Raw genomic sequence first — 25,576 nt, forward strand, 5'->3', positions numbered from 1 at the left:
TCGACTTGGTGACCTGCCCGACCCGGGAGGTGGGCGAGTACTGGCCCTTGGTCAGCCCGTAGATCTCGTTGTTGAACAGCAGGATCTTGAGGTTGACGTTGCGGCGCAGCGCGTGGAGCAGGTGGTTGCCGCCGATCGACAGCAGGTCGCCGTCGCCCCCGATGACCCAGACCGACAGATCGGGGCGCGACGTCGCGAGACCGGTGGCGATCGCCGGCGCGCGACCGTGGATCGAGTGCATCCCGTAGGTGTTCAGGTAGTACGGGAAGCGCGAGGAGCAGCCGATCCCGGAGATGAAGACGATGTTCTCCCGGCGCAGCCCCAGCTCGGGCAGGAATCCCTGTACGGCCGCGAGCACGGCGTAGTCACCACAGCCCGGGCACCAACGCACCTCCTGGTCGGAGGTGAAGTCCTTCTTGGTCAGCTTCGCGTCGTCCTCCCCGAGCTGCGGCACACCGGCGGTGCCGGTGAGCAGGTCGGCCGAGCTGGTCGGCATACCGATGTCTGTGGTCACGCAGAGACCTCCTGACGGAGCACGTCGGCGATCTCGGTCGCCGTGAAGGGCAGGCCGCGCACGGCCGTGTGGCTGCGGACGTCCACGAGGTACTTCGCGCGCAGCAGCAGGGCGAGCTGGCCGAGGTTCATCTCCGGCACGATGACGCGCCGGTAGGAGCGCAGGACCTCGCCGGTGTTGGCGGGCAGCGGGTTGAGGTGGCGCAGGTGCGCACGGGCGACCGTGCCGCCGGCATTGCGCACCAGCCGGGTCGCGGCGGCGATCGGGCCGTAGGTCGAGCCCCAGCCGAGCACCAGCACGTCCGCGTTGCCGGTGGGGTCGTCGACCTCCAGCGGCTGGATGGTCTTGGCGATCGCGTCAATCTTGCCCTGCCGCAACCGCACCATCCGGTCGTGGTTCTCCGGGTCGTAGCTGATGTGCCCGGTGACGTCGGCCTTCTCGAGTCCGCCCACCCGGTGCTCCAGGCCCTTGGTCCCCGGGACCGCCCACGACCGGGCGAGGGTCTCGGGGTCGCGCAGGAACGGGTGGAACGTCGGGTTGCCCTTGGCGTCCTCACCGTTCGGCTGGGTGGCGAACTCCACGTCGATGGTGGGCAGGTGCGCGACGTCGGGGATGCGCCACGGCTCGGAGCCGTTGGCCAGGTAGCCGTCGGACAGCAGCAGCACGGGGGTGCGGTATGCCGTGGCGATGCGGACCGCTTCCATCGCCGCGTCGAAGCAGTCGGCGGGGGAGCGCGGCGCGAGCACCGCGACGGGGGACTCCCCGTTGCGGCCGAACATCGCCTGCAGCAGGTCGGCCTGCTCGGTCTTGGTCGGCAGGCCGGTGGACGGGCCGCCGCGCTGGATGTCGACCACCACGAGCGGCAGCTCGAGCGCCACGCCCAGGCCGATCGTCTCCGACTTCAGCGCGAGCCCCGGACCCGAGGTCGTCGTGACGCCGATGGCCCCGCCGAACGCCGCGCCGAGCGCGGCTCCGACGCCGGCGATCTCGTCCTCGGCCTGCAGGGTGGTGACGCCGTAGCGCTTGAGGCCGGAGAGGGTGTGCAGCACGTCCGAGGCCGGGGTGATCGGGTAGCTGCCCAGCACGAGCGGCAGGCCCGACCGGTGCGAGGCGGACACGAGCCCGTAGGCGAGCGCCAGGTTGCCGGTGATGTTGCGGTAGGTGCCCTCCGGCATACGAGCGGGGGCGACCTCGTAGGCGACGGCGAAGTCCTCGGTGGTCTCGCCGTAGTGGAAGCCCGCGTGCAGCGCGGCGATGTTGGCCTCGAGCAGCTCGGGCTCGTCGCCGAACTTGTTCTTCAGGAACGTCTCGGTGCCGTCCATCGGGCGCGTGTACAGCCACGACAGCAGCCCGAGGGCGAACATGTTCTTGGCGCGCTCCTTCTCCTTGCGCGTCAGGTCGAACTTCGCCAGGGCCTCCACGGTGATCGAGGTCAGCGCCACCGGGTGCACGTGCCAGGACTCGAGGGAGTCGTCCTCGAGCGGGCTGGTCTCGTAGCCCACCTTGCCCAGGTTGCGCTTGGTGAACTCGTCGGTGTTGACGATGAGCATCGAGCCGCGGGGCAGGTCGCGCAGGTTGGCCTTGAGCGCCGCGGGGTTCATCGCCACGAGCACGTCCGGCGCGTCCCCGGGGGTCAGCACGCGGTGGTCGGCGAACTGCAGCTGGAAGCTCGACACCCCCGGCAGCGTCCCCTGCGGCGCGCGGATCTCGGCCGGGAAGTTGGGCAGCGTCGACAGGTCGTTGCCCAAGATCGCCGTCTCGGACGTGAACCGGGTCCCCGTGAGCTGCATGCCGTCGCCGGAGTCCCCCGCGAACCGGATGACCACCTGGTCGATCCGCCGAACGGGCTTGCTACTCATGTTTCCGGTCTCACCAGGCTTCCGTCGGAAGATTTCTCGTGCAACGCCGGTGACAGCGCCACAACGCGTGCCCGGTATGGCGTCCGGGCACCATTCCGAGGCACGTGTTCCATCGTACGCGGCACGCTCCGTCGTTCTCCTACGAGGACTACCCAGCGAGACGGTCGTCACGCCCGGTGCCCCGAGTCCGGCCGGTACAACGGTCCGGGCCGCCGGACAATTCCGCGGGATCACCCGGGTTTATTCCCCTCGAGGGGTATGCCGGCCGAGGTGACTCGCGCGTCACCTCCCCTTGGTGGGAGGCTCGCCACGGCGAGGTCTGCGACCTCGGCCACACGACGTCGTCCAGCCGACCGGGAGGTTCGTCCGCATGTTCTCGCGCATCGCCATCGTCAACCGCGGTGAGGCGGCCATGCGGCTCATCCACGCGGTGCGCGACCTGAACGCGGCTGCCGGGCCGGGTGGGCAGCGGATCGAGACGATCGCGCTGCACACCGAGGGCGAGCGCCGGGCCATGTTCGTGCGCGAGTCCGACCACGCCTACAACCTCGGACCGGCCGTGAACCGGCCCTACCTCGACTACGCGGTCCTGGAGCGGGCGCTGCGCGAGACCCGCGCCGACGCGGCCTGGGTCGGCTGGGGCTTCGTCGCCGAGGACCCCGGCTTCGCCGACCTGTGCGCACGGATCGGCGTCACCTTCATCGGGCCGGGGCCCGAGGCGATGCGCAAGCTCGGCGACAAGATCGGCTCCAAGCTGATCGCCGAGGAGGTCGGCGTTCCGGTCGCCCCGTGGAGCCGCGGAGGCGTGGACACGCTGCAGGAGGCGACCGAGGTCGCGGCCCGGATCGGCTACCCGCTCATGCTCAAGGCGACCGCGGGCGGGGGTGGCCGCGGCATCCGCAAGGTCGGCTCGGACGCCGAGCTGGCGGACGCCTACGAGCGGACGCGGGACGAGGCGCAGCGCGCGTTCGGCTCCGGTGTCGTCTTCCTGGAGAAGCTGGTCACCGGCGCTCGGCACGTCGAGGTCCAGGTGATCGGCGACGGCCAGGGCACCGCCTGGGCGATCGGGGTGCGGGACTGCTCGATCCAGCGGCGCAACCAGAAGGTGATCGAGGAGTCGGCCTCGCCGGTGATGTCGGCCGAGCAGGCCCAGCTGCTCAAGGACAGCGCCGAGCGGCTGGCCCTCGCCGTGGGGTATGCGGGGGCGGGCACGGTGGAGTTCCTGTTCCAGCCCGCCGACGGCACGTTCGCCTTCCTCGAGGTCAACACCCGGCTGCAGGTCGAGCACCCGATCACCGAGGTGACCACCGACTCCGACCTGGTCAAGCTCCAGCTGCACGTCGCGTCGGGCGGGCGCCTGGTGGGGGAGCGTCCGACCGAGACCGGTCACGCCGTCGAGGCGCGGCTCAACGCCGAGGACCCCGACCGCGACTTCGCCCCGGCTCCGGGGCACATCGACCTGCTCGTCCTGCCCGCGGGGCCCGGCATCCGCGTGGACACCGGCGTCGGCGAGGGCGACACCATCCCTGCCGACTTCGACTCAATGATCGCCAAGGTGATCGCCTACGGCGCCACCCGCGAGGAGGCGATGGCCCGGCTGCGCCGCGCCATGGCCGAGACCCAGGTCATCATCGACGGCGGGGCGACGAACAAGTCCTTCATCCTCGAGCTGCTCGACCAGCCGGAGGTCGTGGACGGGTCGGCCGACACCGGCTGGATCGACCGGGTGCGCGGCCAGGGCCGGCTCGTGTCCACGCGGCACAGCGGCCTCGCCCTGGTGATGGCGGGCATCGAGGCCTACGAGGAGGGCGAGGCCGTCGAGCGCACCCGCCTGCTGGAGACCGCCCGCGGCGGGCGCCCCCAGGTGCAGCACACCGTCGGCCGGCCCACCGAGCTCAAGCTGCGGGGGGCGACGTATGCCGTGACCGTCCTGCAGGTCGGCCCGGACCGGTTCCGCGTGACGGTGGTCACCCCGGAGGGAGACCGGTCCAGGGTCGAGGCCGTCGTCGAGCGCCTCGACGGCTACGCCGCCCGCCTCGCGGTCGGCGGCGCGACGCACCGGGTGCTCTCGGCCGTGCACGGCCCGGTCCACCTCGTCGAGGTCGACGGGGTCATGCACCGGGTGACCCGCGAGGAGGGCGGCGTGCTGCGGTCCCCCGCGCCGGCCCTCGTCGTGGCCACGCCGGTGCCGGTCGGCAGCACGGTCGAGGCCGGCACGCCGGTGCTCGTGCTCGAGAGCATGAAGATGGAGACGGTCGTGCCGGCGCCCTACCCGGCGACGGTCCGCGAGATCTTCGCCAGCACCGGCAGCCAGGTGGAGACCGGCGCACCGCTCGTGCGGCTGGAACCGACCGGCGAGCAGGACGCCGGCGAGGTCACCACCGAGAGCGTGGACCTGGGCCTGCCGACCGCGGACGGCGCCCGCCCGTCTCACGAGGAGCGGCTCTCGGCCGCCAAGGCCGACCTGACCGCGATCCTCCTCGGCTACGACATCGCCGAGACCGACGGCGGGGGACCGCTGGCCGACTTCCTCGCGGCCCGGGACCAGCTGGTCGCCGAGGGTGACCACGTCACCGACGCCATCGACCTGCTCCGAGCGCTCGCCGAGTTCTCCGACCTGAGCCGCAACCGGCCGGCGGCGGAGGAGGACCACACCGAGCTGGCGGTGCACAGCCCGCGCGAGCACTTCCACACCTACCTGCAGAGCCTGGACCCGGAGCGCGCGAAGCTGCCGGAGTCCTTCCGCACCAAGCTGTTGCGGGTGTTGCGCCACTACGGCGTGGACAGCCTCGACCGCACGCCTGAGCTCGAGGAGGCGATCTTCAGGATCTTCCTCGCCCAGCAGCGCACCGCGCCCGACGTGGCCATCGGCACCGGCATCCTCGAGCGGTGGAGCCGGGAACCGGCACCGGCTCCGGACGTGGCCGACGCCTGCCGCGAGACCCTCGACCTGCTCGCCCGCGCCGCCCAGCGCCGCTTCCCGGTGCTGGCCGACCTGGCGCGCAGCGTGCGGTTCGCGTGGTTCGACCAGCCCGCGGTCGACGCGGAGCGGGCGGGGGTGCTCGCCGAGGCCCGGGCCCAGCTCGCCGCGCTGGCCGCCCAGCCCGACGTCGCGGACCGCTCGGCCCGGATCGAGGCCCTGGCCAGCATCCCCGAGCGGATCGCGGGCTTCCTGTGCGAGCGGCTCGTCGCCGGCGTCCCCGACAACGAGCCGATGCTGGAGGTGCTCATCCGGCGGCACTACCGCGAGCACTCGCTGCGCGGGGTGCGGGAGGAGTCCGTGACCGGGCGGCCGTTCGCGCTGGCCGACTACGTCCTGGACGACCGGGACACCCACCTGGTGTCGACCATCGGGCAGGTGGCCGAGCTGGCGGCCGGCAGCGACCTGGTGCGCCAGGTCGAGGAGCAGCTGGGCCGGCGCGCCGAGGGCCAGGAGGGGGTCGTGGACCTCTACCTCTCCTGGCCGGACGCGCCGGAGGACCCGGAGCGGGCCGCGGCCGACCTCGCCGGCCGGCTCGCGGGTCTCGCCCTCGCACGGGACGCCCGCCGGGTCGCCGTCGCCGTGTGCACCGGACGCCCGGGAGCGGTCGGGTACTTCACCTTCCGGCCCGGTGACAGCGACGGCAGCCCGCACGAGGACCGGCTGGTGCGCGGCATGCACCCCATGGTCGGCCGCCGCCTGAACCTGTGGCGGCTGAGCAACTTCGACGTCGAGCGTCTCGCCGCGCCCGAGGACGTGCTGCTCTACCACTGCACCGCCAAGGGCAACCCCTCCGACCAGCGGCTGGTCGCCATGATGCAGGTCCGGCAGGTCACCGTCGTCCGCGACGAGGAGGGCAAGGTCGCCTCGCTGCCGCACGTCGAGCGGGCGGTCGCGAACTGCCTGGAGGCCATCCGCCGCGGGCGGGCGGCGTTGCGCGCCAGCGCCGGCCGGCTCGACGCCAACCTCGTGTGGGTGCAGCTGTGGCCGGTGGTGGACGCGCCGCTCGAGCAGCTGACCGCCCTGCAGAGCCGGATCGCGCCCCTCGCCGCCGGCGCCGCCGTGGAGGAGGTCGCGGTCCAGGGCCGGGTCGCCGGTGCGGACGGCACGGTCCGGCAGGTCGTCGCCCGGTTCACGGCCCAGCCCGGCTCCGGCATCGAGACCTCCCTGGAGGGCCCGCCGACCGCTCCCCTCGCCCCCCTGGACGAGTATGCCGAGAAGGTCCAGCGGGCGCGGCGGCGCGGCGTGGTCTACCCCTACGAACTGGCCGCGTTCGTCGCCGGACGCGGGGGCCGCACGACGGAGTACGACCTGGACGACTCCGGGCGCCTCGTCCCGGTGGACCGGCCGTACGGCCACAACAAGGCGGGAATCATCGTCGGGGTGGTCTCGACGCCGACCGACCTGCACCCGGAGGGCGTCACGCGCGTCCTCCTCTGCGGGGACCCCACCAAGTCCCTGGGCGCCCTCTCCGAGCCGGAGTGCGCGCGGGTCATCGCCGCGATCGACCTCGCCGACGAGCTGGCCGTTCCCGTCGAGTGGTACGCCCTCTCGGCCGGTGCGCGCATCGCGATGGACTCCGGTACCGAGAACATGGACTGGGTCGCGCGGGCGCTGAAGCGGATCGTCGAGTTCACCCAGGCCGGCGGGGAGATCAACATCGTCGTGGCCGGGATCAACGTGGGCGCCCAGCCCTACTGGAACGCCGAGGCGACGATGCTCATGCACACCAAGGGCATCCTCGTGATGACCCCGGACAGTGCCATGGTGCTCACCGGCAAGCAGTCGCTCGACTTCTCCGGTGGCGTGAGCGCCGAGGACAACCACGGCATCGGCGGTTACGACCGCATCATGGGCCCGAACGGCCAGGCGCAGTACTGGGCGCCGGACCTCGCGGGCGCCCGCGACGTCGTCATGGCGCACTACGAGCACTGCTACGTGGCACCCGGCGAGTCGGCACCCCGGCGACTGCCCACGACCGACCCGGTGGACCGGGACGTCACCGCCTACCCGCACGTGGTCGAGGGCAGTGACTTCGCGACGGTCGGGGACATCTTCTCCCCGAGCACCAACCCCGACCGCAAGAAGCCGTTCGACATCCGCACCCTCATGCGGGCCGTCGTCGACCAGGACCACGAGACGCTCGAGCGGTGGGCCGGGATGGCCGACGCCGAGACGGCCGTCGTCTGGGACGCCCACCTCGGTGGCCTGCCGGTGTGCCTGCTCGGCATCGAGTCACGGGCCGTGCCACGCCGGGGCTTCCCGCCCTCGGACGGCCCGGACACCTACACCGCGGGGACGCTCTTCCCCCGGTCGTCGAAGAAGGCGGCACGCGCGATCAACGCCGCCTCCGGCGACCGGCCGGTGGTGGTGCTGGCGAACCTGTCCGGCTTCGACGGGTCCCCGGACTCCATGCGCAACCTGCAGCTGGAGTACGGCGCCGAGATCGGCCGGGCCATCGTCAACTTCGACGGGCCGATCGTGTTCGTCGTGGTCTCCCGCTACCACGGTGGGGCGTTCGTCGTGTTCTCCAAGGCCCTCAACCCGCGGATGACGGTGCTGGCCGTCGCGGGCTCGTTCGCCTCGGTGCTCGGGGGTGCGCCGGCGGCGGCGGTCGTGTTCTCCCGCGACGTCGACGCCCGCACGGCACGCGACCCGCGCGTCGCCGAGCTGGAGGGGCGGCTCGACAGCGCCTCCGGCAGCGACCGGGTGCGCCTGACCGCAGAGCTCGAGGAGCTGCGGACCAGTGTGCGGGCCGAGAAGATCGGCGAGGTCGCGGCCGAGTTCGACCGGGTCCACAACATCCACCGGGCCGTGGAGGTCGGGTCGGTCGACGAGGTGATCGCCGCCTCGGAGCTGCGCCCGAAGATCGTCGCCGTCCTCGAGGCCGACCGGCGGGGGTGAGCCGCATTCGGGTGGTTCGCGGCTGGGTTTACTAGGCTCCCCGGCATGGAGTGGTACGCAGTCGTCGGTGCGTGCGTCGTCGCCGGCGTGCTGCTGTTCGTCGCCGGCATGGGTGCGCGTCGGCTGCTGGCGCCGCACGTGCCGACCCGCGGGAAGCTCAGCACCTACGAGTCCGGTGTCGACCCGGTGGGGGTGGACTGGGCCCAGACGCAGGTGCGCTACTTCGTCTACGCGTTCCTCTACGTGATCTTCGCGGTGGACGCGGTCTACCTCTTCCCGTGGGCGACGGTGATCCGCAGCGTCGACCTCGGCGTCGCCTCGGTGGTCGAGATGGCGATCTTCGTCGGCGTCCTGCTCATCGGTCTCGCGCACGCCTGGCGACGTGGTCTGCTGAGGTGGAGCTGATGACCGTCGACCTGCCGACGCCCCGCATCGGGCCCCCGGCCGCAGACCCGCTCGACCACCGCGGTGCCGGTGCCCTGGCCGCCTTCGCGCCGCGGCCGATCAAGGTGGTGCTCAACTGGGGGCGTCGCTACAGCCTGTGGGTGTTCAACTTCGGGCTGGCTTGCTGCGCCATCGAGTTCATCGCGGCGTCGATGGCCCGCCACGACTTCATCCGGCTCGGCGTGATCCCGTTCGCCCCCGGGCCGCGACAGGCGGACCTGATGGTGGTCTCCGGGACGGTCACCGACAAGATGGCCCCGGCCGTGCGCCGCCTCTACGAGCAGATACCCGAGCCGAAGTACGTGATCTCCTTCGGCGCCTGCTCCAACAGCGGCGGTCCGTACTGGGACTCCTACTGCGTGACCAAGGGCGTCGACCAGATCATCCCGGTCGACGTCTACGTCCCCGGTTGTCCGCCTCGGCCGGAGGCGTTGCTGCAGGGGATCGTGAAGCTGCAGGAGAAGATCGCCGGGGAGTCGCTGCCGCAGAAGTCGCGCCCCTCGCGGGTGGCGCCGGCGCTGCGCCGGGGGCGCGCCAGCGGACCTGCCCTCGCCTCGACGGTCACCCGGCCCAAGGTGGCCCGTCCCCGGCCCCCGCACCGGCCCGGTGACGTCTGGTGAGCGGGGCACAGGTCGACGCGGGCCACGTGACCGCGGACGCTGCCGGCACGCCGTGCCGGGAGATCCCCGTCTCCCAGTGGCACGACGCGCTCGCCGCCGCACGGCAGGAGGGCTTCGACTACTTCGACTGGCTGACGGCGGTCGACCAGACCGACGTCACGGGCGAGGACGCGGTCGCCGGCCTGGACGTCGTCTGCCACCTGATGGCGACGAGCTCGGTGCCGCTCGGGGAGGGGCGGGAGCTGCGGCACACCCTGCTGCGCACCCGGGTGCCCGAGGGCACCGCGGTGGGGAGCGTGACCGACCTGTTCCGGGGCGCCGCCTGGCACGAGCGCGAGACCCACGAGATGTTCGGCCTGGACTTCACCGGCTTCGACGACGGCACCGGGCAGGGGCTGCGGCCGCTGCTGCTGCCGCACGGTTTCGAGGGCACCCCGCTGCGCAAGTCCTTCGTGCTGGCCGCCCGCGCCAGCAAGCCGTGGCCCGGTGCCAAGGAGCCGGGGGAGGGGGAGCACTCCCGGCGCGCGCCGAGCCGCCGCAAGCTGCTGCCGCCCGGCGTCCCCGACCCGGAGTGGGGCCCCCGATGAGCGGCGTCGAGATCGTGCTGCGCACGATCGGGGTGCTGGTGGCCTTCCTCGTGCTGCCGCTGCTCGTCGGGCAGACCGAGCACAAGGTGATGGCGCACATGCAGGGCCGGCTGGGACCGATGTATGCCGGCGGCTTCCACGGCTGGGCGCAGCTCGTCGCCGACGGGGTGAAGTTCGCGCAGAAGGAGGACATCACCCCGCGTGCCTCGGACAAGGGCGTCTTCCGCCTCGCGCCGCTGGTCGCGCTCGTGCCCTACCTGGTGGCGCTGGCAGCGATCCCCTGGTCCGCGGCCGTGGTCGCCGCCCCGGTGCCCGATGCTCTGCTGTTCGTCCTGGCCGCGATCGCGGTCGGCATCCTCGGGACGCTGATGGCCGGGTGGTCCAGCGCCAACAAGTACTCCCTGCTGGGCGCGATGCGTGCCGGCGCCCAGCTGCTCAGCTACGAGCTGCCGATGGTGCTCGCCGCCGCGTCGGTCGCCCTGGCCGCGGGCACCCTGTCGCTGACCGGGATCGTGGGCCAGTGGCACTGGTGGTGGCTGTTCTGGCAGGCGCCGGGAGCGCTGTGCTTCCTCGCGGCGGCGATCGCCGAGCTGCAGCGGGTGCCCTTCGACATGCCGGTGGCCGACTCCGAGATCGTGTTCGGTCCCTACACCGAGTACACCGGGCTGCGCTTCGCGTTCTTCCTGCTGGCCGAGTACGCCGGGATCGTCGTGTTCTCGCTGCTGTTCACGGTGCTGTTCCTCGGCGGCTGGCGGATCGGTGTCCTCGACGGCGCGTTGGGCCCGCTCTGGACGCTGCTCAAGGCGGCGGTGGTCTCGGTGGTGATCATCTGGTTCCGCGTGGCGTGGCCGCGGTTGCGCGAGGACCAGCTGCAGCGCTTCGCCTGGCTCGTCCTCGTCCCGCTGGCCCTGGCCCAGCTCGTCCTGACGGCCGCCGTCGTGGCGGTCGTCCCGTCCTGAGGTGAGGTGACGATGACCGACGAACCGAAGCACTCCGGCATACCGGGGGTGCTCAAGGGGCTCGCCACGACCGCACGGACGATGGTGACACCGGCGCACACCGGCGAGTACCCGTCCGTCGAGCCGGACCTGCCGCCCCGCTCCCGGGGCGTGATCGCCCTGCTGGCGGAGAACTGCACCGTCTGCATGCTGTGCGCCCGTGAGTGCCCGGACTGGTGCATCTACATCGACTCGCACAAGGAGACGGTTCCGGCCGGGCCGGAAGGCGGACGGGACCGGCAGCGCAACGTGCTCGACCGGTTCGCGATCGACTACTCGCTGTGCATGTACTGCGGGATCTGCGTCGAGGTGTGCCCGTTCGACGCGCTGTTCTGGAGCCCGGAGTTCGAGTACGCCGAGACCGACATCCGCGACATGCTCCACGAGAAGGAGCGCCTCGGGCAGTGGATGGAGACGGTGCCGGAGCCGCCCGCGCTGGCCGACAACTCCGCCGAGCCGAACGAGCTCGCCGCGGCGAACCGCCCGGCGCGCAAGGGAGCTGCCCCCCGGGTGAGGCGCTCGTGACCACCCTCGACGTGCTGTTCACCGTCCTCGGGGTGATCGCCGCCGGCAGTGCCGTGCTCGCAGTCACCACGCGGCACCTGGTGCACTCCGCGCTCTGGCTGGTGCTGACCCTCGGGGCGCTCGCCGGGTGCTACCTCGTGCTGGGCGCCGAGCTCGTCGCGCTGGTGCAGCTGCTCGTCTACGTCGGTGCGATCGTGGTGCTCGTCCTGTTCGCCCTCATGCTCACCCGCGCCCCGATCGGTCCGAGCGTCCACCACGACACCGGTCTCGCGCAGCGGATCGCCTCCGCCGCGGTCGGTGCCGGCACGGTCGCCCTGCTCGCGGGCGTGCTGCTGCCGGCCTTCGGCGGGCACCTCGCCACGGTGCGCGAGGGCGGCACGCACGGCATCGCGCGGGCGCTGTTCGGCGTGTGGGTCTGGCCGTTCGAGCTGCTGTCCGTCCTGCTCCTGGTGTCCTTGGTGGCCGCGCTGGCGATGGCCCGCATGCGCACCCGTGTGGGAGCGTCCACTGCCGAGCCGACGGTCAGCTCCACGCGGCCCGAGGCGGATCCGCGGGCAGTCGAGGGCTCCGGCTCCGGAGCGGACCCGGAGCCGGCGATGTCCGACGCGGGGAGCCGCCCGTGATCCACGTCGCCGGACCGATCCTGCTCGTCGCCGTCCTCGCCGGGGCCGGCGTCTACGGCATCATCGCCCGCCGCAACGCCGTGCTCATGCTCATCGGGGTCGAGCTGCTGCTCAACGCCGCGAACCTGCTGCTCGTCACGATGGGCGCCACCTTCCACGACCCGTTGTGGTCGGGCCAGGTGCTCACGTTGTTCGTCATCACCGTCGCCGCCGCCGAGGTCGGGATCGCGCTCGCCCTCGTGCTCGCGATGTTCCGGGCCCGCGGCTCCATCGACCTGACCGAGCGCGCCGCACAGGAGGAGCCGGAGGAGGTGCAGGAGCAGGTATGACGTCCCTCACCGGCGTGCCCGCCCTCGCCACCCTCGCCCTGCCGCCCCTGCCGCTGCACTGGCCGCACCTGCACCTGTCCCCAGCGCAGCTGCTCGTGCTCACCCCGGCTGTCGCGTGCCTGCTCGGGCTCTGGTGGGGGCGGGGGCACCGCCGCCTCGCCGCCACCGTCGCCGTGCTCGGCGGGTTCGTCACCCTCGGCGCCTCGGCATGGCAGGTCGTGCAGGTCGTCACCGACCACGTGGAGGCGACCTCGGGCACCGTCGGGCCGCTGCCCGTCGGGGCGCTGCGGCTCCCGCTGAACCTCCTCTCGGACCACCTCAGCGCGCTCGTGGCGGTGGCGGTCGCGGTCGTCGGCCTCGCCGTCCAGGGGTTCACCACGTGGTACCTCGCCGCCGACCCGCGCTACCCGCAGTTCGCCGCCGGCGTCTCCCTCTTCCTCGCCGGCATGCTCCTGGTGGTCCAGACCGGCGACCTGGTCCTGCTGCTCATCGGCTGGGAGCTGATGGGCTGGTGCTCCTGGCTGCTCATCGGCCACGACAGCCGGCGAGCGGAAGCCAGGCGCGCGGCATACAAGGCCTTCCTGGTGACGCGGATCGGTGACCTGGCCTTCGTCATCGGCCTGATCATCCTCGCGGTCGGGGCCGGCACCACCTCGATCCCGGCCGTGCTGCGGCACTGGACCTCCGGGGCCGGTGCGACCCAGGGCGCGCTGGCCACCGCGGCGATGATCTGCCTGCTGTCCGGCATCGCCGGCAAGTCGGCGCAGTTCCCGTTCCAGGACTGGCTGCCCGACGCGATGGAGGGCCCGACACCGGCGTCGGCGCTCATCCACGCCGCCACGATGGTCGCGGCCGGCACCTACGTCATCGCCCGGCTGTTCCCGATCTTCGTCCAGTCCGGCCCGGCCCGCCTGGTGCTGGCGGCGGTGGCCGCCCTCACCATGGTGGGCTCGGCGATCCTCGCCTTCGGCCAGAGCGACCTGAAGCGGATGCTCGCGTGGTCCACGGTGAGCCAGGTCGCGATCATGCTGTCCGCGCTCGCGGTCGCCCCGGCCGCGGCCGGCCCGGACACCGGTGTGCTGCACCTGGTCTCGCACGCGATGTTCAAGGCGCTGCTGTTCCTGGGGATCGGGTGGCTCAGCGTGCTCGCCGGCGGCACGACGGCCGCGGCCCTCACCGGCGGGGTGCAGCACTTCCGTGAGCTGCGCAGCCCGCTCGCCGTGGGCTTCCTCGCGCTGACCGGCGTGCCGCCGTTCTTCGGGTTCGTGTCCAAGGAGCTGGTCATCGGGTCCGCCGAGCACGGCATCGTCGGCGGGGGGAACACCGCCGGGTGGCTGGTCCTCGGTGCGCTGCTGGTCACCGTCCCGCTCACGGCGGCCTACTGCATGCGGGCCTGGATGGTCCTGACCCACCGCACGCCCGAGGAGTGGATCGAGGAGCGGCAGGTGGAGCGGGAGTCCCACCACCCGCAGGACGTCGGCCTGGTCGAGATGTTCGACACCCGCACCTTCGTCCCCGACCCGGAGGAGGAGGCGATGGAGGAGCGCCACATCGACACCCCGGCGTGGTTGAGCGTGTCCGTCCTGAAGTGGCTGACCGTGGTCGGTGGGCTGGTCATCCTCACGCCCTTCGTGACCGTGGACTGGCACGTCAACCCGTGGCTGGTCGGCTGCTCGCTGCTGCTCATGGCCGGGGCGGCCTTCGGCGTGCGGGCGGTGTCCCCGCAGGCGGTGGAGAGCGACGCGATGCGGCGCGCCGGTGCGCGGGTGCGCTCGGCCTTCGACCGAGGGTGGGGCGCGGACACCGCCTACCTCGCGCTGGTCGCCCGCCCGGTGCTCGGGCTGGCCCGCTGGGTGGTCGCCCTCGACCGGGACGTCATCGACGCCTACGTGCGCGGGAGCGCCGCCGCCACCAAGGTGGCCGGGGCCCTCGGGGAGCAGACGCACCGGCGCCGCCCGTCCACCAACCTCGTCTGGGTGCTCGTCGGCGTCCTCGGCGTCGCGGCGGTGGGGGTGCGGCTCTGGTGATCCTGCTCGCCCTCACCCTCGCCGTGCCGGCCGTCGCCGGGACCGCACTGATCCTCGGCGACCGCGCCCCGGTCGCCGCCCGCCCGCTCACCGCCCAGCTCGTCGCGCTGGTCGCGTCGGTGGTGACGCTGGTGCTGACCGTGTGGGACGTCGTCCAGCAGCCGGTGGTCGACCAGCCGTGGGTCCCCACGCTCGGGCTGCGGTGGCACTTCGCCGTCGACGGGATCAGCGCCCCGCTCGTCCTCCTCACCGCCGGACTCGGCGTCGCCGTCGTCGCGCACGCCCGCCGGCACCTGCCGACCGGCGGCACCCCCGGCACCTTCTACGGCTGCCTGCTGCTCGTCGAGCTCGGCGCCCTCGGCACCTTCCTCACCCGTGACGCGGTGCTGTTCTTCATCGCCTTCGAGACCGTGCTGATCCCGATGTGGATCCTCATCAACCGGTTCGGCGACCCCAGGGACGCGGCGGCGCGGTCGGATGCGGCGGGCCGGTTCCTGCTCTACACCGTCCTCGGCTCGACGCTGATGCTCATCGGCATCCTCGCGCTGGTCAACGCCGCCGGCACCGCCGACCTCGACCGGCTCGCCGCCAGCGGTGGGGCGGGTCTGTCGCCCACCACGCAGGCGATCGTCGCCGCCATCCTGCTCGTCGGCCTGGGCATCAAGGTGCCCCTGTGGCCGGTCCACACCTGGCTGCCCCCGGCGCACACCATCGCCCCCACCGGCGGCTCGGTGCTGCTCGCGGCGGTCCTGCTCAAGATGGGCACCTACGGCATCGTCCGGCTCGTCGCGGCGCCGCTGCCGCACGGGCTCGGCGTCCTCGCGCCCTACCTCGGCGGCGCCGCCGTCATCGGGATCATCTGGGGAGGTCTGGCCTGCCTCGTCGAGCGCGACCTGAAGTGGCTCGTGGCCTACTCCTCCGTGGCGCACATGGGCTTCGTCGTGCTCGGCATCGCCAGCGGCACCGACACCGGCCTGCAGGCCGCGCTCTTCGCGAACATCGCGCACGGCGTCGTCTCGGCCCTGCTGTTCTTCGTCGTCGGCGGACTCAAGGAGCGGTGGGGCAGCGCCGACCTCGGCGTCGCCCGCGCCGCGTTGCGCGAGGTGTCCCCGCGGATGGGCCTGTCCCTGGTCATCGGGTTCGCCGCCGCCCTCGGGCTGCCCGGGCTGGTCACCTTCTGGGGGGAGTGGCTGGCGATGTATGCCGCGTGGTCACCCGCCGCCGACCGTCCCGTCGGGCTGTTCCACGCCTACGCCGTCGTCGCGGTGATCGGCACGGCGCTCGCGGCCGGCTACGCGCTGCGGGTGCTCCGCGTGGTGTGGGCCGGGGACCGGCTCGAGCCGGCGGTTCCCGACGTCAGCGGGGTGGAGCGCTGGGTGGTCGGGGTGCTCACGCTGACCGTGGCCGCGCTCGGGGTCTGGCCCCGGGCCGTGCTCGACAGCACCGCGCCCGTGGTGGCCGAGATCGTGCACCGTGCCGGCGTCTCCACACCTGCCGATCTCGGGAGTCTCCCGCCGATCTCGGGACTTCCCGCCCGGGAAGTCCCGAGATCGGCGGGAGACTCCCGAGACCCGCGAGGGGGTGCGGCATCGTGACCGGTCTGGTGTCGGTGGACCCGATGGTCCTGCTGCCGGTGCTGGCCCCCGTGATCGGGGCGTTCGCGCTGCTGCTGCTCGACGTCCTGCTGCCCCGACTGCGCTGGGTCCACTCGGCCATCGCCCTGCTCGCGCTGGCGGTCGGCACTGCCGCCACCGTCCCGGGTCTGGCGCAGCAGCCCGGTGACTCCCGGTCGACGCTGTGCCTGCCCGGCGGGGGAGGGCAGTGCCTCTACCAGGCCGGTGCCGTGGCCGCCGGGCTGCAGCTCGCGGCGCTCGTGACCGCCTTCGTCACCGTGCTGCTGGCCTGGCCGGAGCACCGGCGTACCGAGCGCGGCCACGAGGCGGTCGTGGTCAGCCTGCTGCTGGCCGCCACCGGGGGAGCCACCGCGATCGCCGCGGCCCACGACCTCGGCAGCTGGCTGGTCGCCCTCGAGCTGGCCACCCTCCCGACCGTCGCCCTCGTGGCGCTGCGCCGCGGCCGCCGGGCGGTCGACGGCGCGATGGCGCTGCTGACCACCTCGCTGACCTCCTTCGCGGTCCTCGCGATGGCCGCCGGCTGCTGGTACGCCGCCTCCGGCAGCCCCTTCCTCGACGCCTCCGCGGCGCTCGCCGCCGCGCAGGACCCGGCCCGGCGCGCGGTGCTCGTCCTCGCCGTGGTCCTCGTCGTCGGCGGCATCGGCTTCAAGCTCTCCCTCGCCCCGTTCCACGCCTGGACGCCGGAGGCCTACGTCGGCGCGCCGGTGTCGATCGCGACCTTCCTGGCCGCCACCTCCAAGGTGGCCGCGCTCGCCGCCCTGCTGGTGTTCCTCCACGCGGTCACCGCGCTCGGGGCGCCGGCGCTCACCGCGATCGCCATCGTGGCCGGGTTGTCGATGACCGTCGGCAACGTCATGGCGCTGCGGCAGGACGACGTCATCCGGCTGCTCGCCTGGTCCACGGTCGCCCAGGCCGGCTGGGTCGTGCTGCCCCTGGCCGCCGTGTCCTCGCTCGCGGTCCGGGCCGCCGGCGGCTACCTGCTCGCCTACCTCGTGGCCACGGTCCTCGCGTTCGCGGTCGTCGCCGCCCTGGGGCACGTGGGCGGGCTCGGGCACCTGCGCGAGCTCCGGGCATACCGCGGGTTGCTGCGGCGGCACCCGCTCATGGGGGCCGCGCTCGGCCTCGCGCTGCTGTCGCTCGCGGGGCTGCCGCCCGGCGTCCTCGGGCTGGTGGCCAAGGTGGTTGCGCTGCGGCCGGTGGTGGCCGGGCAGCTGTGGGTGCTCGCGGTGGTCGCCGCGGTGAACGCCGTGATCGGGGTCGCGGTCTACCTGCGGTGGCTCCGGGTCGTGCTGCAGCGGCCGGACCCCGACCCGGCGGTCGTCGGTGCGCCCTTGGCCGCTTGGCGCGACTGGCACCCGGCCCACCTCGTCGCGGTGGTGCTGGCGTTCGTGACCCTGGTCGTCACCAGCCTCGCGCCCCAGCTGGTCTTCGGCCTCGTCTCCTGAGGCCCTCGGGTGAGCCGTGTCCGGTCGCACGGGGCGTGGGCCAGACGCGGGCGTGCGCGATGCCCGGCGGCCGCCTCTCGCGCCGGAACACCGCGCTGACCTGCGGCGTTCACTGGACATGCACAAGCACTTCAACGGCCTGAAGACCGCTGCCCTCCTCGGCGGGATCTTCGGACTGCTGCTCGTGATCGGCGCGGTGGTGGCAGGAGGCCGCTACATCTGGCTGTTCGCGCTGTTCGGCGTCGGCATGACCGCCTGGGGCTACTGGAACAGCGACAAGATCGCGATCAAGGCGATGCACGCCTACCCGGTGAGCGAGGCCCAGGCGCCGGCGATGTACCGCATCGTGCGCGAGCTCTCGACCAAGGCCGGCAAGCCGATGCCGCGGCTCTACGTGTCGCCGACCCAGGCGCCGAACGCCTTCGCCACCGGGCGCAACCCCGAGCACGCGGCCGTCTGCGCCACCGAGGGGATCCTGGGGCTGCTCGACGAGCGGGAGCTGCGCGGGGTGCTCGGGCACGAGCTCATGCACGTCTACAACCGCGACATCCTCACCTCGTCCGTGGCGGCCGCGATCGCCGGGGTGATCACCAGCGTCGCGCACATGCTCATGTGGTTCGGCATGTTCGGCGGCTTCGGCGGGGGCAGCGACGACGACCGCCCCAACCCGATCGCGATGTTGGCGATGGCGCTGCTCGCGCCGTTGGCCGCGACGCTGATCCAGATGGCCATCAGCCGGACCCGCGAGTACGACGCCGACGAGGACGGCTCCACGCTCACCGGTGACCCGCTGGCGCTCGCGTCAGCGCTGCGCAAGCTCGAGCAGGGCATCGCCCGTGCGCCGCTGGCGCCCACGCCCGCCCTGCAGAACGCCAGCCACATGATGATCGCCAATCCCTTCCGGGCCCAGGACGTCTCGAAGCTGTTCTCCACCCACCCGCCGACCGCCGAGCGGATTGCGCGGCTGGAGGAGATGGCCACGGGCTACCGCGGCTACTGAGCGCCGGACCCCTTTGGGGGTACCTCCCGCTCGCGGGGGATTGCTGGTGGTTGGCGGTCCCCGAGTCCCCCACCACCAGCAACTTCCGTTCCGGGTGAGCCTTCGCCGTCCCCGCCGCGTCTGACAGGGTGTCCGCATGGCGAACCTGACGCGCGCGGAGGCCGAGGCGAGGGCCGCACTCATCGCTGTGACGGCATACGAGGTCGACCTCGACCTGGACCGGGACGAGACGACCTTCGAGTCGACCAGCCGGGTGCGGTTCACGTGCACCCGGCCGGGGGCCGCGACCTTCCTGGACGTTGCGGCACAGCAGGTGCACGAGATCGCGCTCAACGGCAGGTCGGTCGACCCCGCCACCGTCGCCGACAACCGGGTCGAGCTGGCCGACCTCGACGAGGACAACGAGGTCGTCGTGCGGGCGACCATGCGGTTCAGCCGGGACGGGCAGGGGCTGCACCGGGCGGTGGACTCCGCCGACGGCAGGGCCTACGTCTACGGCCACGTGTTCCTCGACGCGGCGCCGCGGGTGTTCGCCTGCTTCGACCAGCCCGACCTCAAGGCGCCCTTCGACGTCACCGTCACGGCGCCGGCCGACTGGGTCGTGCTCGGCAACGGCGCCGCGCAGCAGGTCGAGCCCGGGCGCTGGCGGCTGGCGACCACGAAGCCGCTCGCGACCTACTTCGTCACCGTCTGCGCCGGGCCCTACGTCAGCGTGCGCGACGAGCACGACGGCATCCCGCTCGGCATCCATGCGCGTGCCTCGCTGCGGGGCCCACTGGAGCGGCAGGCTCCACAGATGCTCGAGGTCACCAAGGCGTCGTTCGACTACTACCACCGGCTCTTCGGCATCCGGTACCCGTTCGGCGAGTACCACCAGGTCTTCGTCCCCGAGTTCAACGCCGGCGCGATGGAGAACCCAGGCTGCGTCGTCCTGCGCGACCAGTACGTCTTCCGCGGTGCCGCCACCTACGACGAGGTCCTCACTCGCTCCAACACCATCGCCCACGAGATGGCCCACATGTGGTTCGGCGACCTCGTGACGATGCAGTGGTGGGACGACCTGTGGCTCAACGAGTCGTTCGCCGAGTACATGTCGCACCGCACGCTCGTGGACGCCACCGAGTTCACCGACGCCTGGGTGGACAGCGCGATGGCCCGCAAGACATGGGGTTACGCCGCAGAGCGTATGCCGTCGACGCACCCGGTTGCCGGCTCTCCCGCTCCGGACGCGGCCAGTGCGCTGCAGAACTTCGACGGGATCTCCTACGCCAAGGGCGCGGCCGTGCTGCGGCAGCTCATCGCGTGGATCGGGGACGAGGCGTTCATCGCGGGCGTCTCGGACTACCTGCGGCGGCACGAGTTCGGCAACGCCGCCCTCGCCGACTTCCTCGCCGCGATGGAGCGGGCCAGCGGGGAGGACCTCACCGACTGGTCCCGGGCGTGGCTCGGCACGGCCGGGCGGGACGCGCTGCACCTCGCCGTGGAGGAGTCCGACGGGCAGGTGCTCCGGGCGGTGGCCCACCGGGCCACCCCGCCGCAGTTCCCCGCGGCCCGTCCGCACGCGCTGGACGTGGCCGGTTTCAGTGGCGGGCGGGAGGTGTACCGACGGCCGGTCACCCTCGACGACGCCGAGACCGAGGTGGCCGAGCTCGCCGGCGCCCCTGCGGCCCGGATCGTCGTGCCCAACGCCTCGGACCTGAGCTGGGCCGACGTGAAGCTCTCCGCGGTGACGCTCGCGGCGCTGCCCGAGGAGCTCGCCCTGGTCCCCGACGTCGGGGCCCGGGCCGTGGTCTGGAATGCGGTGTTCGACGGGGTCGCCCAGGCCGAGATCGACCCGCGCGAGGCGGTGCGGCTGTTCGGTGCCGCCTGGCCGCGGGAGGCCAACTCCTCGATCCTCACCCGGGTCTCGGACTACGCCGCACACGTGCTGGTGAACGTGCTGCCGCCGCCGGAGCAGGAGGGTGCGCGGCAGGTGCTGGCCCGGTCCGCCCGTGAGCTGCTCGACCGGGCTGACCCCGGCTCCACCCAGGCGCTCGTCGCCACACGGCTGCTCGCCGCGACCAGCGACGACGAGAACCTGCTGTCCGGCTGGGCCGCCGGTCGCGACCTTCCGGAGGGGCTCGCCGGCGACAACGACTTCCGGTGGATCGCGGTGCGGACCCTGGCTTTCCGCGGGCTCATCGACGCGGCCGGCATCGACGAGGTGCTGGCGCAGGACCGCACCATGACCGGCAACCTCGGGGCGCTGCGGGCGAAGGCCGCCCGCCCCACCGCGGAGGCCAAGGCATGGGCCTGGGAGGAACTCACTGGCGAGCACGGCCGGTCGAACTACGAGATGAACGCGCTCGCGGCCGGATTCTGGCGAGCCCGGGACCTCGAGGTGGTCCGGCCCTACGTTGCGCGCTACTTCACCGACGTGCCGGCGATGCAGGGGCGGGTCGGTGAGGACGCGCTGGAGCGGGTCGCCACGGCGGCCTACCCGTCGCCGATCGTGGAGCAGGCGACGGTCGACGCCACGGAGGAGGCGTTGCGCCGCGGCGACCTCGGCCCGTCGGTGCGCCGCTCGATGGTGGACGAGGAGGCGCTGCTGCGCGAGGCGCTCCGGTCCCGCGAGCGCTTCTCGGGGGTCGAGAACCTTGCCGATCTAGGGGCTTTCCCGCCGATCTCGGGAGAAATCTCCCGAGATCGGCGGGGAAGCCCCCTAGATCTGGGGGAGAGTCCCTAGATCAGAGGGTCAGACGAGCTCCTCGGCGAGGGCGGCGCCGGCGGCGCCCAGGAGTGGCACGGCCCGTTCCACGACCTCCTCGGTCATCCGCGTGGCCGGGCCCGAGACGGACAGGGCGAGCCGACTGTTGGCGCCCGGGACCGCCACGGCGACACAGCGCACACCGAGCTCCTGCTCGCCCTCGTCCATGGCGTAGCCGTGCTCGTCGGCCCAGACCAGGGCCTTGGCGAACTCGTCGGGGTCGGTGATGGTGTTCTCGGTGTTCTTGGGCATCCCGGTCCGCTCGAGGATCTCGCGGACCTGCTCCGGCGGCATGTGCGCCATGATCGCCTTGCCCACGGCGGTGCAGTGCGGCAGCACGCGGCGGCCGACCTCGGTGAACATGCGCATCGAGCGGCGCGACTGGGCCTGGGCGACGTAGACGATCTGGTCGCCGTCGAGCATGGCCAGGTTGGCCGACTCGCCGAGGTCGTTGACCAGGCTCTCGAGGTGCGGACGGGCGAAGACGGTCAGCATGCCGGACGCGCGCTCCCCGAGCCGGATGAGGCGCGGGCCGAGCGCGTACTGCCGGGTCGCGTCCTGCCAGAGGTAGCCCAGGTCGACCAGCGTGCGCACCAGCCGGTGGATGGTGGGCAGCGGCAGACCGGACTCGGCCGCCAGCTGGGACAGACCCATCTTGCCGCCGTGCTCGGCCATCGTCTCCAGGAGTGTGAAGGCACGTTCGACCGACTGGACGCCGCCCGACCGTCGGTCGGGGCTGCTCTGCTGCGGGGACATCCCTGACTCCTTCACAAAACTTCCGTGAACCGAAAGAGTAATACCACGGAGCGACCGCGCGGAGAGTCCGCGAGGGGTTGATCTTCCATAGGACAGATAATAGTCTCCGCCATGCGAAAATAGTCTCCTGAGAGGTCGGCCGATGCCCACACCGAGCCCCGGATACGCCATCACCGTCCGTTGCGACGCGCCCTCGTCGGCCACCGCGACGAGCGGCCTCGTCGCCGCCGTCAGCTCGGCCGGAGGCGCCGTCACCGCGCTGGACGTCGTGGAGTCCCACGCCGACCGCCTGGTCGTGGACGTCACCTGCGACGCCTCCGACGCGGGGCACGCCGACACCATCCGGCAGGCACTGGCCGACGTGCCCGGCGTGGCCGTGCGCAAGGTGAGCGACCGGACCTTCCTGCTGCACCTGGGCGGCAAGCTCTCCGTGACCCCCAAGGTGCCGATGAAGCACCGCGACGACCTCTCTCGCGCCTACACCCCCGGCGTCGCCCGGGTCTGCCTGGCCATCGCCGAGCACCCCGAGGACGTCCGCCGGCTCACCATCAAGCGCAACACCGTCGCGGTGGTCACCGACGGCTCCGCCGTGCTCGGACTCGGCAACATCGGCGCCGCCGCCGCGCTGCCGGTGATGGAGGGCAAGGCCGCGCTGTTCAAGCAGTTCGCCGACGTCGACGCCTGGCCGGTCTGCCTCGACACCCAGGACACCGAGAAGATCATCGAGATCGTCAAGGCGCTGGCGCCGGTCTACGGTGGCATCAACCTGGAGGACATCGCAGCTCCGCGCTGCTTCGAGATCGAGCGACGGCTGCAGGAGGAGCTCGACATCCCGGTCTTCCACGACGACCAGCACGGCACCGCCATCGTCGTGCTCGCTGCCCTCACCAACGCGCTCCGCGTCGTGGGCAAGAAGATGGCGGACATCCGTGTGGTGGTCAGTGGCGTGGGTGCTGCCGGGCACGCCATCATCGAGCTGTTGCAGGCCGAGGGTGTCAACCAGATCGTCGCCTGCGACCGCAAGGGCGCCGTGCACCGCGGCCGGGAGGGCATGGACCCCGACCGCCAGTGGATCGCCGACCACACGAACGCGCAGGACGAGACCGGCTCGTTGGCGGAGGTCCTGGCCGGCGCCGACGTCTTCATCGGGGTCTCCGGGCCGAACCTGCTGACCGGGGACGACATCGCCACCATGGCCAAGGACGCGATCGTCTTCGCCCTCGCCAACCCCGACCCGGAGGTCGACCCGGTGGCGGCGGGCGAGCACGCCGCCGTCGTGGCGACCGGCCGCTCGGACTACCCGAACCAGATCAACAACGTGCTCTGCTTCCCCGGCGTCTTCCGCGGCGCGCTCGACGCCCGGGCGCGGAGCATCACCGAGGGCATGAAGATGGCGGCCGCGCGCGCGATCGCCGCGATCGTCGGCGACGACGAGCTGCGCGAGGAGTACATCATCCCCTCGGTCTTCAACCGCGACGTGGCCGACGCCGTCGCCGCCGCGGTCGCGAGCAGCGCGCAGGCCGAGGGCACGGCGTCCGCGGGCGACGAGCTGGGCTTCGCCGCCGCCGACGCCGAGCGCCTGCGGAGCTGATAGGTCCGCAAAGACCGGCTTGAGGGCGACCCTTCTCGGGCGGTGTCGGGGAGGGTCTTTCTCTTTTGTGTCTTTGATCGAGGGAGGCTTCCTTGGACCTGTTGCGTCGAGAGGTGCCGGCTAGTTCTCTTGTTGTCGCGGTCGATCCGGGCAAGGCGTTCAATCGCGTGTGGTTGACGACCGGCGAGCGTGGCTTGATCGGCGAGCCGGTGACGCTGCCGGTGCTGCGCGAGGGCGTCGAGGAGCTCGCGCGGCTCATCGATCGTGCCGGCGTCGAGGGTCGGCCGGTGATCGGGATCGAGGCGACCGGCGCGTTGCATCGGGCATGGGCCGCGGAGATCGAGCGGCGCTGGCCGGGGTCGCTACGACTCTTCGCACCGTCGGAGACCACCGCGGCCCGCGGTCAGTTGGGCACGCGGCGGTTCAAGACCGACGACCGTGACTGCGCGGCGCTGGTCTGGCTGTTGCGCCAGGGCGCGGGTCGCCCGGCCGAGCCCGACGGCGTCGCGGCGATGCTTGGGGTCGTTCGTCATCGCGCGCAGCTCGTCGATGCGCGCAAGACGCTCCAGCAGCGCCTCCACGATCAGCTCAACGCGCTGTGTCCGGGGCTCTCGGCGCCTCCAGGCCATGGCCGAGCGCTCAAACTCGAGACGCCGACCGGTCAGGCGGTGCTGGCCTGCGCCGCAGCGTTCGCCGGTCGGGCACCCAGCGCACGCTCGCTGCGAGCCAGGGCGCCCGGCCGGATGACCGCGGCGACGGCCGAGTTTTGGTCCTCGCGCTGGAAGCGGCTGCTCGACCCACCCGCCGACGCCCGGCTGCGCGCCGAGCGACTGGCCCGCGATCTGCGTCGCTGGCAGCAGCTGCAGGCCGACATCGCGCTGAGCGAGCGCCAACTCGAGCAGCTGCTCGCAGCGACCGCCGGCCAGGTCCTGACGACCCTGCCGGGCGTCGCGACCGTCCGGGCCTGCGAGTTCAGCGCCTACACCCTGCCGATCGAGCGCTGGCCAACGCCCGAGCACCTCTACTCAGCAACCGGTCTGGCCACCGCGACCTACCAGTCCTCGACGATCACCCGCCGCGGACGGATCAGCCGCCAAGGCCTGCCCGAACATCGCAACGCCCTCATGGGCATCGCCTGGGGCCTATCGCTCAACGCGCCCGCCTTCCGCGCCCGCGACGCCGAATACCGCGCCCGCGGCTTCCGGCCCATCCAGGCCCGCGTCGCGCTGGCCCGCCACGCCTGCCGGCTCTGCTGGCGACTGCTTCACACCCAACAGCCCTACGACGATCAGCGTTACGCTCGCACCAGGCGGCGCGGGCGGTGACGGCGCCATTAGCTATGCCGCACGACGGCGCAACCTAGCTTGCCGCCCGCCCGCGCAGCCGCTTCCTAACGGCGCACACGAAAGCCTGCCGCACGACGGCGCCTAATCAGCCTGCCGACCCCAAGCGGCCGCCCGGACGCCCACACGCCGATCCCCGCAAACACCGCGATCACCGGTCGCGCCGATAACCCACGGCCACCACCGCCCTTGACCGCCGACGCGAAAGCTAGACCGCCGCGGGCAGCGCCAGCAGGCGCCGCGCGTTGCCCTCGTAGATCGCCTGGCGGTCGTCGTCGGAGATGTCGATCTCCTCGATGTTCGCGATCGTCGCCCGGATGTAGCCCGGCCCCTTCTCGGGGTCGAACGGCGAGTCGGAGGCGAACAGGACGTGGTCGACGCCGTAGAAGTCGATCACGCAGTCGAGCGCGTGCGGCGCGTCCATCATCGCCGTGTCGACGTAGAACTTCTTGAAGTAGTCGTACGGGCGGCCCTTGATCGACGTCTCGACGTCGGCGCGCTGGTCCTCGGGGGTGCGCGCGCCGAGCTGGTCCATGCCGCCGCCGATGCGGCCGGCGAAGTGCGGCGTCATCCCGCCGCCGTGGTGGGTGAGGATCTTGAGGTCGGGGTGGCGGTCGAAGACTCCGTCGAAGACGATCCGCGACATGAACG

At 72.4% G+C, this 25,576-nt stretch carries 19 protein-coding genes; 15 read left to right on the forward strand and 4 right to left on the reverse strand.

What is annotated here, in order from left to right:
- Together VFL99_RS05865 and VFL99_RS05870 are read right to left on the reverse strand one after the other, a co-directional pair.
- The coding region (locus VFL99_RS05865) for a thiamine pyrophosphate-dependent enzyme (protein ID WP_325105396.1) at positions 1-514 on the reverse strand (514 nt) is incomplete at its 3' end.
- Positions 511-2,373 carry a 2-oxoacid:acceptor oxidoreductase subunit alpha gene (locus tag VFL99_RS05870; RefSeq protein WP_325105397.1) on the reverse strand — a complete coding sequence of 621 codons (1,863 nt, stop codon included), beginning with the start codon at positions 2,371-2,373 and terminating at the stop codon, positions 511-513. The genes VFL99_RS05865 and VFL99_RS05870, both read right to left, overlap by 4 nt.
- Positions 2,374-2,743: 370 nt before the next feature.
- Here VFL99_RS05870 and VFL99_RS05875 point away from each other — a divergent pair, with 370 nt between their 5' ends.
- From VFL99_RS05875 to pepN, 13 genes are all read left to right on the forward strand, one after another.
- The gene (locus VFL99_RS05875; RefSeq protein WP_325105398.1) at positions 2,744-8,257 is read left to right on the forward strand and encodes an ATP-binding protein; all 5,514 of its coding nucleotides are present in this window, start codon (positions 2,744-2,746) and stop codon (positions 8,255-8,257) included.
- A 45-nt stretch (positions 8,258-8,302) separates the two neighbouring features.
- A complete protein-coding gene (locus VFL99_RS05880; protein WP_325105399.1) occupies positions 8,303-8,662 on the forward strand; it encodes an NADH-quinone oxidoreductase subunit A in 360 nt (119 codons plus the stop codon).
- Entirely contained in the window at positions 8,662-9,321 is a 660-nt protein-coding gene (locus tag VFL99_RS05885; protein ID WP_325105400.1) for an NADH-quinone oxidoreductase subunit B, read from the forward strand. The genes VFL99_RS05880 and VFL99_RS05885 overlap by 1 nt, the downstream gene beginning before the upstream one ends.
- Positions 9,318-9,908, forward strand: a complete 591-nt coding sequence (locus VFL99_RS05890; protein WP_325105401.1) for an NADH-quinone oxidoreductase subunit C — start codon at positions 9,318-9,320, stop codon at positions 9,906-9,908. Before VFL99_RS05885 ends, VFL99_RS05890 begins: the two co-directional genes overlap by 4 nt.
- Positions 9,905-10,867 (forward strand): complex I subunit 1/NuoH family protein, encoded by a 963-nt coding sequence (locus VFL99_RS05895; RefSeq protein WP_325105402.1) that lies wholly within the window; start codon positions 9,905-9,907, stop codon positions 10,865-10,867. The genes VFL99_RS05890 and VFL99_RS05895 overlap by 4 nt, the downstream gene beginning before the upstream one ends.
- A gap of 12 nt (positions 10,868-10,879) precedes the next feature.
- Positions 10,880-11,431, forward strand: coding sequence for a NuoI/complex I 23 kDa subunit family protein (locus VFL99_RS05900; protein ID WP_325105403.1), 552 nt, complete (start codon positions 10,880-10,882; stop codon positions 11,429-11,431).
- Positions 11,428-12,054, forward strand: a complete 627-nt coding sequence (locus VFL99_RS05905; RefSeq protein ID WP_325105404.1) for an NADH-quinone oxidoreductase subunit J family protein — start codon at positions 11,428-11,430, stop codon at positions 12,052-12,054. The genes VFL99_RS05900 and VFL99_RS05905 overlap by 4 nt, the downstream gene beginning before the upstream one ends.
- Entirely contained in the window at positions 12,051-12,383 is a 333-nt protein-coding gene (gene nuoK, locus VFL99_RS05910; RefSeq protein WP_325105405.1) for an NADH-quinone oxidoreductase subunit NuoK, read from the forward strand. Before VFL99_RS05905 ends, nuoK begins: the two co-directional genes overlap by 4 nt.
- Positions 12,380-14,410: an NADH-quinone oxidoreductase subunit 5 family protein gene (locus VFL99_RS05915; protein ID WP_325105406.1), complete on the forward strand. Its 2,031-nt coding sequence runs from the start codon at positions 12,380-12,382 to the stop codon at positions 14,408-14,410. Before nuoK ends, VFL99_RS05915 begins: the two co-directional genes overlap by 4 nt.
- Positions 14,407-16,005: a complex I subunit 4 family protein gene (locus tag VFL99_RS05920; protein ID WP_325105407.1), complete on the forward strand. Its 1,599-nt coding sequence runs from the start codon at positions 14,407-14,409 to the stop codon at positions 16,003-16,005. The genes VFL99_RS05915 and VFL99_RS05920 overlap by 4 nt, the downstream gene beginning before the upstream one ends.
- Positions 16,002-17,489: an NADH-quinone oxidoreductase subunit N gene (locus VFL99_RS05925; protein WP_325105408.1), complete on the forward strand. Its 1,488-nt coding sequence runs from the start codon at positions 16,002-16,004 to the stop codon at positions 17,487-17,489. The genes VFL99_RS05920 and VFL99_RS05925 overlap by 4 nt, the downstream gene beginning before the upstream one ends.
- Before the next feature lie 118 nt (positions 17,490-17,607).
- On the forward strand, positions 17,608-18,489 hold the full coding sequence (gene htpX, locus VFL99_RS05930; protein ID WP_325105409.1) for a zinc metalloprotease HtpX: 882 nt from the start codon (positions 17,608-17,610) through the stop codon (positions 18,487-18,489).
- A gap of 136 nt (positions 18,490-18,625) precedes the next feature.
- Entirely contained in the window at positions 18,626-21,214 is a 2,589-nt protein-coding gene (pepN, locus tag VFL99_RS05935) for an aminopeptidase N (RefSeq protein WP_325105410.1), read from the forward strand.
- A gap of 9 nt (positions 21,215-21,223) precedes the next feature.
- Here pepN and VFL99_RS05940 read toward each other — a convergent pair whose 3' ends face one another.
- Entirely contained in the window at positions 21,224-21,991 is a 768-nt protein-coding gene (locus VFL99_RS05940) for an IclR family transcriptional regulator (RefSeq protein WP_325105411.1), read from the reverse strand.
- 142 nt (positions 21,992-22,133) lie between these two features.
- Between VFL99_RS05940 and VFL99_RS05945 the strand changes: the two genes are divergently transcribed.
- Both VFL99_RS05945 and VFL99_RS05950 read left to right on the forward strand, forming a co-directional pair.
- Positions 22,134-23,582, forward strand: a complete 1,449-nt coding sequence (locus VFL99_RS05945; protein WP_325105412.1) for an NAD-dependent malic enzyme — start codon at positions 22,134-22,136, stop codon at positions 23,580-23,582.
- Between the two features lie 92 nt (positions 23,583-23,674).
- Positions 23,675-24,907 (forward strand): transposase, encoded by a 1,233-nt coding sequence (locus tag VFL99_RS05950; RefSeq protein ID WP_325105413.1) that lies wholly within the window; start codon positions 23,675-23,677, stop codon positions 24,905-24,907.
- 226 nt (positions 24,908-25,133) lie between these two features.
- On the opposite strand, the gene VFL99_RS05955 is transcribed toward VFL99_RS05950, so the two are convergent.
- Positions 25,134-25,576: amidohydrolase family protein (locus VFL99_RS05955; protein ID WP_325105414.1), on the reverse strand; the 443-nt coding region annotated here is incomplete at its 5' end.

Source organism: Segeticoccus sp., assembly GCF_035708005.1.

Bases quoted from the DNA above. Each gene is read 5' to 3' on its own strand.
- VFL99_RS05870 (WP_325105397.1), bottom strand. From the start codon at position 2,373: ATGAGTAGCAAGCCCGTTCGGCGGATCGACCAGGTGGTCATCCGGTTC.
- VFL99_RS05875 (WP_325105398.1), top strand. From the start codon at position 2,744: ATGTTCTCGCGCATCGCCATCGTCAACCGCGGTGAGGCGGCCATGCGG.
- VFL99_RS05880 (WP_325105399.1), top strand. From the start codon at position 8,303: ATGGAGTGGTACGCAGTCGTCGGTGCGTGCGTCGTCGCCGGCGTGCTG.
- VFL99_RS05885 (WP_325105400.1), top strand. From the start codon at position 8,662: ATGACCGTCGACCTGCCGACGCCCCGCATCGGGCCCCCGGCCGCAGAC.
- VFL99_RS05895 (WP_325105402.1), top strand. From the start codon at position 9,905: ATGAGCGGCGTCGAGATCGTGCTGCGCACGATCGGGGTGCTGGTGGCC.
- VFL99_RS05900 (WP_325105403.1), top strand. From the start codon at position 10,880: ATGACCGACGAACCGAAGCACTCCGGCATACCGGGGGTGCTCAAGGGG.
- VFL99_RS05915 (WP_325105406.1), top strand. From the start codon at position 12,380: ATGACGTCCCTCACCGGCGTGCCCGCCCTCGCCACCCTCGCCCTGCCG.
- htpX (WP_325105409.1), top strand. From the start codon at position 17,608: ATGCACAAGCACTTCAACGGCCTGAAGACCGCTGCCCTCCTCGGCGGG.
- pepN (WP_325105410.1), top strand. From the start codon at position 18,626: ATGGCGAACCTGACGCGCGCGGAGGCCGAGGCGAGGGCCGCACTCATC.
- VFL99_RS05940 (WP_325105411.1), bottom strand. From the start codon at position 21,991: ATGTCCCCGCAGCAGAGCAGCCCCGACCGACGGTCGGGCGGCGTCCAG.
- VFL99_RS05945 (WP_325105412.1), top strand. From the start codon at position 22,134: ATGCCCACACCGAGCCCCGGATACGCCATCACCGTCCGTTGCGACGCG.